General features: G+C 44.7%; 10 protein-coding genes. 3 read left to right on the top strand and 7 right to left on the bottom strand.

The annotated features are described in order from the left end of the window. Positions 1 to 444: 444 nt before the first annotated feature. From ribD to rpmH, 7 genes are all read right to left on the bottom strand, one after another. Positions 445 to 1,515, bottom strand: coding sequence for a bifunctional diaminohydroxyphosphoribosylaminopyrimidine deaminase/5-amino-6-(5-phosphoribosylamino)uracil reductase RibD (gene ribD, locus EGV92_RS08075; RefSeq protein ID WP_242678654.1), 1,071 nt, complete (start codon positions 1,513 to 1,515; stop codon positions 445 to 447). Positions 1,516 to 1,629: 114 nt separating this feature from the next. Continuing rightward, on the bottom strand, positions 1,630 to 2,091 hold the full coding sequence (nrdR, locus tag EGV92_RS08070; RefSeq protein ID WP_131668687.1) for a transcriptional regulator NrdR: 462 nt from the start codon (positions 2,089 to 2,091) through the stop codon (positions 1,630 to 1,632). A gap of 288 nt (positions 2,092 to 2,379) precedes the next feature. Continuing rightward, positions 2,380 to 3,774, bottom strand: a complete 1,395-nt coding sequence (gene mnmE, locus EGV92_RS08065; RefSeq protein ID WP_131668686.1) for a tRNA uridine-5-carboxymethylaminomethyl(34) synthesis GTPase MnmE — start codon at positions 3,772 to 3,774, stop codon at positions 2,380 to 2,382. Between the two features lie 288 nt (positions 3,775 to 4,062). Next, entirely contained in the window at positions 4,063 to 5,766 is a 1,704-nt protein-coding gene (gene yidC / locus EGV92_RS08060) for a membrane protein insertase YidC (RefSeq protein WP_131668685.1), read from the bottom strand. Between the two features lie 484 nt (positions 5,767 to 6,250). Next, positions 6,251 to 6,634, bottom strand: coding sequence for a membrane protein insertion efficiency factor YidD (gene yidD / locus EGV92_RS08055; RefSeq protein WP_131668684.1), 384 nt, complete (start codon positions 6,632 to 6,634; stop codon positions 6,251 to 6,253). After that, the gene (gene rnpA / locus EGV92_RS08050; RefSeq protein ID WP_242678653.1) at positions 6,631 to 7,023 is read right to left on the bottom strand and encodes a ribonuclease P protein component; all 393 of its coding nucleotides are present in this window, start codon (positions 7,021 to 7,023) and stop codon (positions 6,631 to 6,633) included. The genes yidD and rnpA overlap by 4 nt, the downstream gene beginning before the upstream one ends. 272 nt (positions 7,024 to 7,295) lie before the next feature. Further along, positions 7,296 to 7,430, bottom strand: a complete 135-nt coding sequence (gene rpmH, locus EGV92_RS08045; RefSeq protein ID WP_003662232.1) for a 50S ribosomal protein L34 — start codon at positions 7,428 to 7,430, stop codon at positions 7,296 to 7,298. 973 nt (positions 7,431 to 8,403) lie between these two features. Here rpmH and dnaA point away from each other — a divergent pair. From dnaA to recF, 3 genes are all read left to right on the top strand, one after another. After that, a complete protein-coding gene (gene dnaA / locus EGV92_RS08040; RefSeq protein ID WP_131668683.1) occupies positions 8,404 to 9,855 on the top strand; it encodes a chromosomal replication initiator protein DnaA in 1,452 nt (483 codons plus the stop codon). A gap of 466 nt (positions 9,856 to 10,321) precedes the next feature. After that, a complete protein-coding gene (dnaN, locus tag EGV92_RS08035) occupies positions 10,322 to 11,497 on the top strand; it encodes a DNA polymerase III subunit beta (protein ID WP_131668682.1) in 1,176 nt (391 codons plus the stop codon). 94 nt (positions 11,498 to 11,591) lie between these two features. Further along, positions 11,592 to 12,836: a DNA replication/repair protein RecF gene (recF, locus tag EGV92_RS08030; protein WP_131668681.1), complete on the top strand. Its 1,245-nt coding sequence runs from the start codon at positions 11,592 to 11,594 to the stop codon at positions 12,834 to 12,836. Positions 12,837 to 12,889: the final 53 nt, after the last annotated feature.

Below are 12,889 nucleotides of genomic sequence, written 5' to 3'. Positions count from 1 at the left end.
CACAGACCATTATGTCTACACGCCTTTAAAATCAAGCTATTAAATGATAACTAACTTTAATGCTAGCCTTATAAAAGTTCCACATGAAACCCAGTTATCCCCAGTTTCACGTGAAACTAATATTTTTTAAATAAAGCTTGGTATAAGTTAGGCCAACTGTGGATATCTTATTAGCCTATTATATCGTGGCCTCATCCTTAAATCTTAGTCGCGATAAATGCAGTCAAATGTTAAGCGTACTGAGCAGGCTGAATATCAACTTAGTGGGTAGTTTTTTGATCAATCTCTCAGTATCTAGTTGAGTGTCGAAGCAATATATTAAAATACCAGTTAGATTTCACTCATGGTGACCCTATTAGGCATTTACTCTTGAAAGTGGTTCTGCAATGCTCAAATGATATTAGGCTGACCACTGTGCAAACTTACAAAACTAAGCGCAGTATTTCACAGTGGGGTAAATACTAGCTTTAAATCGTTACCAATTAAGGTATGCGAGACACACTGGAATCTCAACTGCTCGGTGAGGCTTGCAAGCTCGAATTGCATCATCGGCCGCGCAGTGCTGCCTAGCAAGCATGGAGCCTGGTAAACGATCAGCTCATCGACCAATCGGGCTTGCAAAAAGCTGCTTGCTAGTTGCGCTCCTGCCTCTACCAACACATCAAAACACTGATACTCAGCTACCAGACTTTGCAGTAGCGCTCGCAAGTCGTCCTGCCGCCAAAAAAGAGTGTCTGAGCGCTGGCAAACCTCATAGTCAGCCGTGTGACTAAGTCGTGACCTTCTATCGATCACCACTACTTTTGGTTGGGGTATTTGTTTCACATCCACCCCTAGCTCGTTTGAGCGCACGTTTAAGCTAGGATTATCCGCTATTACTGTACCACTACCGGTAATAATCGCCGCACTCCTCGCTCTAATCTTTTGTACGTCGTTTCGAGCTGCTGGACCGGTTATCCATTTGGATTCTCCTGAAGCCATGGCTGTCCGACCATCTAAGCTACTGGCTATCTTTAGGCGAACAAAAGGCAGGCCGGTACGCATGGCCTGCAAAAACCCAGGATTGAGCGCCTCAGCCTGTTTTTTCATTACCCCAACGACCACTTCGATACCTGCCGCCTCTAGCATAGCAACACCTCGGCCTGACACACTAGGATTGGGGTCTAATCCAGCAACAACAACTCTAGCAACTTGCGCTTTGATAAGCGCGGCTGCACAAGGTGGCGTTCGACCGGTGTGACTACACGGCTCTAGCGTGACATAAGCACACGCCCCAATACTATTATCCCCCGCCTCCTTTAGCGCGAAGACTTCTGCATGCGGCTGACCCGCTTGAGGATGAAAGCCTTGACCCACAATTTGCTGATTTTTTACGATGACACAGCCGACAGCAGGATTGGGCCGCGTGGTATATAAGCCCTGCTTTGCCACCTCGATAGCGAGGCTCATAAAATAGCTATCTTGCGCTGTGAGGGCAGCGGATGAAGAAAGACTCGGGTTCATAGAAGCTGACATATCGACTCACAGGTTAAAGAAAGAGTAAAAGTGACATTAACATTAGCTAAGCAGCGGTTTGCAACGACAAAGAGTTTGAGGGAGTATGAGCTAAAACCTAAAAACTATAGGCCACTAGGTTAGATCATCTGGGCGAATATTAGCCAGCTCCTTTTTAAAGGCTTCGATATCCTGAAAGTCGCGATAGACACTAGCAAAACGTACGTAGGCGACATCATCTAGATCTTTTAGCTCGCTCATCACAATCTCACCTAAAACTTTACTGCTAATCTCCCGCTCACCCATCTGCCGGACTCGTTTTTCAATGCGGCTAATCATACCTTCTTGACCATCGGTGGTGACAGGGCGCTTTTGCAGCGGCAGCTGAATAGAGCGGCGAAGTTTTTCATTATCATAAGGTTCTATCTTGCCACTAGACTTAATAATTCGCGGCATAACCACCTCTACCATCTCAAACGTGGTAAAGCGCTCTTGGCATAGACTACACTGACGCCGTCTACGCACCTGAGCACCTTCTGCTGCCAATCTTGAGTCAATAACTTTGGTTTCAGAAGCGTTGCAATAGGGACAGTGCATGACAGATCCTAACTGGTAAAGCTCTTACTGAGCATGAGTGAAAATTAATGGGCTTGAAGAAGATCTAAAGTACATAAGTACTTATTACATAGGTACTTATTACATAGGTACTTATATAGACTGTGCAACACCATGGTCATTCCATGCCATGGGTACTTATTACATAGGTACTTATATAGTAAGCTCACTCTAAAAAGTAGCCGGTGTGCCACGAGGATGAATTTTTGTAGCCTCTGACAGAGGCCAGCCTTAGCGCTTTTATTTAGCAACCTGATATTCATCCATCGGCTATTTACCAATACAAAAACTACCGAATATCTTTCCTAGTAAGTCATCTGCACTAAATTGTCCCGTAATCTCTCCTAGGCTAACTTGCGCTTGACGCAAGCTTTCCGCCACCAACTCACCAGCAGCAAACACGGTTAACTGCTCATAAGCCTGCTCTAAATGAGTGGCGGTACGTTTCAGCGCATCGATATGCCGAGTACGCGCTATCATACTATTTTCAGGTGGATGAAAGCCTACCTTAGCACATAAGCCATCAATTAACCGCTCAATTCCTTGCGATGTTTCACATGAAACATTGATTTGTTGATAGCCATTTATCTCGCTTACCGCTGCTAGCGACTGCGCTAATAGATCGCACTTATTACCGATGATTAGCAAGCGCTCAGGGGATGGTAGTTGACCAAATAACTGCTGGGCAAGTGCCAGAGGATCAGCATCTTGAGTAATGTCATAGACCAGCAGCAATAAGTCGGCTTGATCGATAGCACGGCGCGCCCGCTCAATACCCATGCGCTCTACTGTATCTGTCGTCTCTCTAAGACCGGCGGTATCAGTGAGGTGCAGAGTTAAGCCATTGAGTACTACCGTCTCTTGCAAGGTATCGCGCGTCGTACCAGCAATCTCCGTAACAATTGCCCTTTCTTGTCCGGCTAGCCGATTGAGTAAGCTTGATTTGCCCGCATTTGGCCTACCTGCGATCACCACATCAATACCATCGCGGAGCAGCTGGCCTTGCTGAGCCGTTGCTAATACCTGCCGGATTTGAGCTTGAATGTTACTAACCTTCGACTCAATCACCCCATCAGATAAGAAGTCTACGTCCTCTTCTTCTGGAAAGTCAATCGCCGCCTCGACGTGCAGCCTTACGTTGATAAGCTGCTCAAGTAAGTCATTTATCTGTGCAGAGAACTCTCCGCTAAGGGAGCGGATAGCACTACTGGCTGCTGCCACACTGGTCGCATCTATCGCATCAGCAATAGCTTCGGCTTGCAGTAAATCAAGCTTATCATTATCAAAAGCGCGATAAGAGAACTCACCAGCTGCGGCTTGTTTAGCGCCCAAATCAAACACCCGCGCCAGTAGCTGATTTTGCAAGATCATACCACCATGACCTTGCAGCTCAATCACATCTTCGCCAGTAAAGGAGTGCGGTGCTTTAAAATATAACACCAAACCTTCGTCAATTACCTGACCTTGAGCATCATAGAATCGGCAAAAACTGGCCAGCCTTGGGGTGAATTTGCTTTTGTTAGTAAGCTTACATGCGATGTCATAGGCTTTGCTGCCTGACAGACGAATGATACCGACACCGCCGCGACCTATTGGCGTGGCGATAGCAGCAATGGTAGGGGGCTGAGTTAAACTCTGCGAGGAGGCAAAAAGGGCGGCGGTCACAAGTCATCTCAATAGTAATCAAAGCTGTATTATAAACAGCTACTGCAGCCCTGACAAAATAAACTGCGCCGCACCAGCGCATTACTATCCATTAGTGCTACGCAAACAAAGCTCAAAAGTTAACTGGTTGAGTAACCTAGATAACCAGAGAGGATAAAGGGGCGATAAAAGGGGATTAGTAATAATGCAATTAAAAAGCAACGAGCTGGCGATTGATACAAAAAGACCACCGCAGTAGCGATGGTCTTTTTATGAGTAGCACCTTATTAATGTTTGCTTTAATAGCCCTTAATCTAACACCTTAACGGTTTTACGCTTTTGCTCTTCTTCTACCTTTTTATTGACGATATATTGCTGCGTCATACTAAATAGGTTGTTGACAGTCCAGTAAAGCACCAAGCCTGCTGGGAAGAACAACATAAAAGCGGTAAAGATAATAGGTAAGAACTTCATCACTTTGGCTTGCATTGGGTCTGCAGGCTGCGGGTTTAGCTGCTGCTGAATGAACATCGAGGCTCCCATGAGCAGCGGTAAGATAAACCAAGGGTCCATTGCCGATAGATCATGAATCCACAATATCCAAGGCGCGTGACGTAGCTCCACGCTCTCAACCAGCACCCAATATAGAGCTAAGAAAATAGGCATCTGTAGTAAAATCGGTAAGCAGCCCGCCATTGGGTTGACTTGCTCTTCTTTATAGATGGCCATCATCTCTTGCGACATCTTCATGCGGTCATCGCCCGCTTCTTCTTTTAGAGCCTGAAGTCTTGGCGCAATGGCACGCATCTTAGCCATTGAATAGTAGCTCTTATTTGAGAACCACATGAGGGCAATCTTCACCAGTATTGTCAAGACAATGATCGACCAGCCCCAGTTGCCAATTAGCTTATGAATACCATCAAGTAGGGCAAACAAAACCTTGGATATAGGCCATAATAAGCCGTAGTCGACCGTCTTATTCATCCCGACAGCCACGTCTTTTAGCTCTTCTTGTACCTTAGGTCCCGCATACAAGGTGGCGGTTAACGTGGTCTGATTATTCGGAGCGATGACGATAGGCTGACTGTTAAAGCCAATGAAGTAATCATTGCCTGTCTCACGGCTGAAGAAGTTGCCCGTAAAGTTATCTGGTGTCCAAGCAGAGACAAAATAGTGCTGAACAATACCCACCCAGCCTTTATCACTGGCAGTCGTTAACTTACCATCATTGAAGTTGCCAAACTTGAGCTTATTATAAGGATCATCTGGGGTTCCCCAAGCACCACCTAAGTAGGTAGCCATGCTTAGTGCGCCCTTGTCTGCCATGCCAGGGTCTTTACTGTCATCACGCTTTAACTGCGCAAATAACTGCCCCTCCCAAGGATTGCTAGACGCATTCTGGATGGTGTAGCTGACATCAATAGGATACTTGTCATGGGTAAAGGTAAAGGTCTTGGTAATAGTCACGCCATCTTTTGTATAGGTCAACGGTACCGATAGCGTCTGTTGCCCTTCCTTCATGACATAATTGGTCGCACTGTGTTGATAATTGGCACGGCCAGCCGCAGTATCTATACCATTTTTACCAATTAATCCCGACTGAGCGACATACACACGATTGCTATTATTCTCTAACAATACAAAAGGCTCAGAGCTGTCTAAAGTAGCGTTATATTGCTTTAACGCAGCGTAGACAATATCACCGCCTTCGGGGTTGATTTGGATATCATAGCGATCTGTAGTGACGGTGATCAACCCATTATCTTGAGCCGCACTAGCGCTGCTAGCTGCTGCAACATCGGCGCTCACTGCCGTCCCAGTAGGGATAGTGTGCACCGGAATATCACCCGCTGCACCGGTAGTAGAAGGAATATCTGAGCCAACTGTTACCGCCGTCTCGGGAGCCGTTGCCGCTACTGGCGCATTGGCATAATCATCGCGCCAAGCCAAGATTAGCAGATAAGCTGTGATCAACATCGCAATGATGATCATCACTCGAAATATCTTTTGCATAGAGCATTCCTAGAATTAATTAGGGCATGTAATACCAGACGTGGTTCTGACTTTATTGCATCACTACTTAACAAAATCAATCACTGCAGCGCTGTGTGACATCAGCAGCCATAGTCATCAATAAGACCAGATTAAGACAGGACAATTAGTCTAATTACATAAAATGGTGCTCATTTTACTAAAAAAACGCAGTAATTGATACTGATGCCCGTAGCCCTATAGGCAGCGGTACAATTTAGTGCCTGTTGCCGCAGCTACTTTGCAGCTGGTTATCTGTCTATAGTCAATCAACCAAAGTGAATTTTGTAGCCTCTACATCGCTCGGCCAAAGACTACGTAGCATCATAGCTGCCACTGAAAGCTTCATTGAATCAGCCCATATCTAGCAAACCTTAAAAGAGCTTTCGTTGTGAGTACTGGCTTATCAAGCACACAGGCTTAATACCTCTATGTCTTAACAGAGACAAGCGTTAAATATCAGTGCTTAACAAGGCCAGGCGCTATTATTCATAAGTTGGCTTAAGCGCGCCGCGTAACTGCTGGTCGGAAGGTAGACATAATGGCGATAGCTTAACGGCAACTGCAAAGGGGTCTGCAGGTATCGATAATGATATTGATATAAGGGCACAGGCACAAAATCCACACCATGTCCGCCCCAAGGATGACAACGACAAACTCGCTTAAAAGTTAATTTACTGCCGCGCCAAGCCCCATGCCAAGCTAAAGCCTGACGGCCATAAGCTGAGCATGTAGGATAATAACGACATCTTGCTGGGATTAATGGGCTTATAAATAATTGATAAATACCAATAATCTTATCAAATAAATAATAGAAAAATTTATTTATCTTTTCTTTTAAAAAATTCATTTATTTATTTTTATTATTTTTTTAAAAATATTATTTATTTGATTATTTAAATTTTTATCATCTAAATCATCAGTTGATTTTTTGACAATAAAAACAATATCAACGGCTTCTAATTGTGCAGCTTGCTGTCTAAATTTCTCTCTGATATGCCGCTTAATTCTATTTCTAGCTACTGCAGTAGGTACTTTTCGTTTCGTTATTGCCATACCAACTCTAGGGTGAGACAGCTCATTAGAGCGAATGAAAGCCATAAGATGGGCTTGATGCAGCTTACGTTCAGGGGCGTCAAATACGTAGCGAAATGCTGCAGGCGTAAGTAAGCGCTGCGCTTTGGTAAAAGTAAAGGTGGCATCAGGAGCAAGGTTTGTCATAGTGAACAGCTCTGGCATAAAAAGTAACTTTATCTAGAAGAAAAGAAGACAGGGCGGGAGACAATTAAGTTTCCAACCTGCGTCAAGGCACAAATAAGCAAACACACAAACTAGCTTAAACGAAGATAGCATAAATGGCTGGCGACCACTGTCATTTCTCTGCATACATGGCGCTAACCCTAACACAGGCAACAAAGTTTCGAAAAGTTTCGAGCATAAAAAAACGCCCCGAAAGGCGTCATTTTGATCGTAGCAGCTTACTAATTATTGCTACTAACTACTCAAACTTACTAAACCGTTAAACGATGACGGCCTTTTGCACGGCGGCGTGCTAAAACTTGACGGCCTTTTTTGGTGGCCATACGAGCACGGAAGCCATGAGTGCGTTTGCGTTTAAGAACGCTGGGTTGAAAAGTACGTTTCATAACTCACCTATGTAAATACGTAAACAGTTAACTAAAAATGGCAATAACGCAGAATTATATCATTGCTGTGTAACAGGGTCAATGACTGATTAGAGTTATAGCTGCACTCTAGGTTATGATTATTGAGCGCTACTGGGGGTAACAGTTCCAACTTATTATTTATATTATCTAAAAATTTAGATTAGTTACACTATTGAAACTAGCTAGGTTATACACCATAGAAAAGATATCAATAAAGTCGCGTAGGGTACGGGTATAAATTTTTTAGCTGACTGCAAGCAAGCTGATAATCGTTACAACAAATTCACTCTAGAACTGCTATTTTTTATATTGAACTCACTGCATTTAACGGCTTTGCTGATAATAGAAACCACCGCTGTTTCCTAAAATTAAGGATCGCTACTTCCCATGAACAAGACCTATGACTCTAAGAACAATATCAAACAGACAGCTAATATTGCAGTATTAACGCTTACTATCACACTGTTTTATTAGCTGATGATTGCTGTTGAAGTTTAAGTTATCCACAGTGAAGAAACGTCCCTATAATAACTAATTAATAAGTATTTATTGTTGTTGTTAGTGAGTTGTATTCCTGTGGATAACGCAAAAAATATTATATATATCATATATTTAAACTATGGATAACTCTGTGAATAACCTGGGTACAACTTCGGGATAACTCGTGATTTCAAACTATCCCCAGAGTTATCCCCAAACTTATCCACAATAAATAACTATTTTATCCACAGGCAAAATATGCTACATTGCACCCTCCCCGACTCAGAGCACTTATTGGGTCGTTATTGCTGATTGACTTGCTGAGCAGTTAGCGAGCGTTTATTCAGTATAGCGTCTTGTCATTGTGGCCTCGTTGTCATGGCATGGGTGTTAATAAAGGGTTAGTGCTGCTAACTGATTGGTCATGGGCTAAATAGACAAACTCTAAATATATTTGAAGGTGACAGGTAGTATGTTAGAAGCAGCGGTATTGTGGGATAAGTGCCTTGATGATCTTAAATATCAAGTCAAACCTACCGTGTTTACTATGTGGCTTAGGCCCTTATCGGCTCAGATTGAGGGTGAAGTATTCATCGTTCGCGCGCCCAATGATTATTTTGTTGACTATGTCCGCAAAAATCATCTGCAAGATATTGAGCAGCTGGTTACAAAACATAGCAAAGATGCGATCAAGCAAGTTATCGTGCGTGTGGATAAAGCTTCAATACCCGCTGCAGAGTCGGAGTTTGCGTTAGCGCCGCAGCAGACCACTGACGCCAGTACGGCAATGTCACAAAATCCTGTAGCGACTACAGGATTTGATGCACGATTGGGGACGAACTTAGCCTCAGGCGCTGCTGATGTGTTACCCAGCGGTCAGATATCCTCTGCCGATGCCAAGTCACTAAGTTACTTAAACTCTGACTTTACTTTTGACACTTTTGTCACTGGTAAAACCAATAACTTAGCTTATAAAGCCTGCTACGAATTAACCAAGCGTCAATCACAAAACCGTCATAATCCTTTATTTATTTATGCCCCTTCAGGTTTAGGTAAAACGCATTTAATGCATTCAGTGGCACATCGTTATTTAAAACAACAACGTAGTTTTTATTATTTCACTTCTGAAAAATTTATTAATCAATTGGTTTATTCACTTCGAAATAATAAAATTGAAGAATTTAAGAAAAAAATAAAAAAAGTTGATTTATTAATTGTTGATGATATTCATGTGCTCGCCGGAAAAGTAAAAAGCAGTAATGAGTTTTTATCTTTATTTGCAGATTTCACCACAGGCGACAAACAAATTATTTTGGCCTCTGATCGTCATCCCTCTCAACTGACAGAGTTTGATGAGCGTTTTCGTTCACGCTTTTCTTGGGGCTTGTCAGTGCCCATCGAGCCACCAGAGATTGATACCCGGATGCAGATACTCCAGAAAAAAGCGGCACTCACAGGTATCGAGCTGCCCAAAGAGTGCGCGCTATTTATCGCCCAGAATGTGGTGTCTAATGTGCGACGGCTCGAAGGCGCGCTTAATCAGGTGGTTGCCAACGCCAATCTTACCGGTGCGCCGATTACTCTTGAGATGGTGCAGTACGCGCTAAAGGATATCGTAGCGATGCGGGTACAAGCGGTGAATATGGATAATATTCGCAAAGTAGTGGCCGAGTTCTATGATGTTTCGGTCAAGGATTTAATGGGGAAAAAGCGCACGCGTAGTATCGCTCGGCCTCGGCAAATTGCCATGGCTCTAGCGCGTGAGCTGACAGGGGATAGCTTTCCAGATATCGGTCAGTCTTTTGGAGGTCGTGACCATACCACGGTGATGCATGCTTGCGATAAGGTGGCCCAGCTGCGCGCCGAGGACCCAGTATTGGATAAAGATTACAAGTCCCTAGCGATGATGCTACAAGCAGGGTAAGGGGCGTGTCTGGGTGCGTTAAAGATGCGCTAGGCTGTTGGTGATAGGGCTACGCTAGGGCAAATAGAAAAGGGAATAGGCCAAACTGATGCTTGCTGATAATTTCGTAAGTTTAGCACCGTGTTAACTGTTAGGGATTTGGTTTATACTAAGTGCAGCTATTTTTAGGTATTTTCCACAAGCTTAGCCAGTAAGCTCAGTCTGTGTTAGCGGTATCGTTAAGCGAAGATAAAAGAGATACCAATAAGCTCATGCATGGTACTGGTATTAATTTTTTAGATTGAAGCTGCTATGAGCTGCTTGTGCAGTGGCTAGCTAACATTAACATGAATGACCGAATTGAGAGGTTGCGATAACAGGCGCGCCGAATTGAGTGGACTATTGTGATTGCTATTTCAATCCTAGTTGGTGCGAAAAATAACTAAAACGTCACCAGTCAAAGAATCTTAAGATAAGAGTATTTATTATGCAGCTAACGATTAATCGTGAGTTATTACTAAAAGCTATCAACCTAATCGCTAAGGCCGCTGATAAGCGTCATAATATGGTGATACTGGGTAATATCCGTCTTGAGGTCACTCCTGAGACCTTAGTATTAACGGCCTCTGATCTTGAGGTAGAGCTGATGGCGACGCTGAAGTTACCGCAAGGTGCTTGTTTGCAGCCAGGTAGCACTACGCTGCCTGCCATGAAGCTTAAAGATATCTGTAAGCTGCTGCCGGCGCAATCGGTTATTCAATTAGCGGCTCAGGACAATGCACGCTGCCTGTTGACCAGTGGTAAAAGCCGCTTTACATTAGGCACTTTGCCGGCCAAAGATTATCCCACATTAGGCTCTCCTGAACATATCACGCCACTGACCATTAGTCGGCACAAGTTGTCTGATCTTATGCACAAGACCTTGTTTGCTATGGCCATTCAAGATGTGCGTTATTATCTGACAGGGATGCTATTTGAGCTAGATCAGCGCCAGCTGACCACGGTAGCGACAGATGGTCACCGCTTGGCCTTAGCGCGAACCGCAGTCAATGTCGATGATGAGATCAGTATGCAGGCAATCTTGCCGCGAAAAGCTGTCATTGAACTTGAGCGCTTGTCCACCGAGCTTGCCAAGCTACTGGCTGATCAAGACAATATGCTCACGCTAAGCTTTGGACGCGAATTTTTGCAAGTCACCTTACCATTTGGTGATGTTGATAGTACTGGTCAGATTAGCGACAGCCTCATGGTAACCTTCACTGCGCGGCTTATTGATGGCAAATTCCCTGACTACCGCCGTGTTATCCCCAACAGTAGTGACAAGCTGGCCTTAGTCAATCAGGAAAAATTGACTGAAGTACTACGCCGGGTGTCTATTTTAAGCAATGAGAAGTCCCGCAGTGTGGTTTTTAGCTTTGCTGCCGATGGTAATGTCCAAGTCCGCGCCAATAATGCCGAGCAAGATGAAGCGGTTGAGATGCTGCAGGTCAAATTCAATGGTGAGCCGATTGAGCTGTCCTTTAATGCCGCCTATTTACAAGACGTATTGGATGTGGTGCAAGGGGACGTCCAGATGCATATGAGTCAGTCCAATGCCTCGGTACTGGTCAATCAGCTCGGTGATGAGCTACATCAGTATGTCATTATGCCAATGCGTATCTAGTCTTTATTTTGCTTATTCAAGTTAAGCTGTTGAGTGCTTTAGCCTATTTTAAATCGTTTATTGTCTTTAGCTACTCATCAGCTGGCGACCGACTATGATACAGCGTCTGCAAGTGACTGCCTTACGCAATATTGCTCGTGCCGATATTTCATTGGCACGTTGTAATGTGTTTATTGGGGATAATGGTAGCGGCAAAACCTCCTTGCTTGAAGCGGTGTTCCTATTGTCGCGCGGCAAAAGCTTTCGCCATCATCAGCCCAAGCGCTATATTCAGCACCATCAGCCGATGGTCACCGTGCATGCAACCCTTAGTGACTATACCACCCTAGCCATTCAAAAACAGCTCGATGCCACCACTGCACTCAGACTCAATCAAAATATTGTCTACACGCAAAGCCCGCTCACCCAGCAATTGCCCACGCTGCTGATAGATCCCTCGACGATGGATATGCTAGAGCAAGGTAGTGCCAGCCGTCGACAGCTATTAGACTGGCTCGCGTTTCACATGAAACCTGGCTTTCACTCTCAGTGGCTGGCCTATCAGCGCCTACTCAAGCAGCGCAACCGACTGCTCAAGCAAAGCCGGCAGCTGTCAGCTTCGCAGCGCCAAGAGCTAACGGCTTGGGACAAAGGCTTGGCCAATCATGCCGCGCTCATTCATCATTATCGCCAGCAAGTCTTTGCTGCTTGGCAGCCTTATTTTGCGCGCTGTCTACAAGCTTTATTGCCCAGTTATGCCGGCAAGCTGACCCTAAGTTACTCTCCTGGCTATGATGCGGATCACCCTCTTGATGAGCAGCTACAAGCCCGTATGACTCAAGATTTGCAACAAGGCTTTACGCGGATTGGTAGTCACCGCGCCGATATTCAGGTGCATTGGCACTCCCATCATGCGCATGACGACAGTCAGCAGCCTTTATCCACAGCCACGATCAAAGAGCAGGCGGCCAATGTACTCTCGCGCGGTGAGAAAAAGCTGCTGATTACCGCATTGAAGCTGTCACAGTTGCCGCTTTTATTAGCAGATTATGAGCAAACTTCTGCAACTGAGCAGGACTTAACTGCCGAGAGTATCGGTAAGAATCAGCATAATAGCGCCCAAGTGCCCAGCACTACTGATAGTCCTTTTAGGTTTACCCCAATCGTGCTTCTCGATGATATTACCGCAGAGCTTGATGAGCATGCTATTCAGGTCATGTTATCGACACTATCTCAGCTACCATGCCAAGTGTTTGTTACCAGTTTAACTCGCGAGATATTGCCCATCCTAGAGCAATATTGGTCAGACTATAAGTTGTTTCACGTGAAACAAGGCACTATAGCCTGGGCTGAAACATAAGTTAATCGCTTTAGCCACTGTCTTGTCCGTCTTCTTCTCCCTCTTTTTATTTT

Source organism: Psychrobacter pygoscelis (assembly GCF_004335015.1).
Lineage (GTDB): Bacteria > Pseudomonadota > Gammaproteobacteria > Pseudomonadales > Moraxellaceae > Psychrobacter > Psychrobacter pygoscelis.
This window is presented reverse-complemented; position numbering and strand designations above follow the sequence as displayed.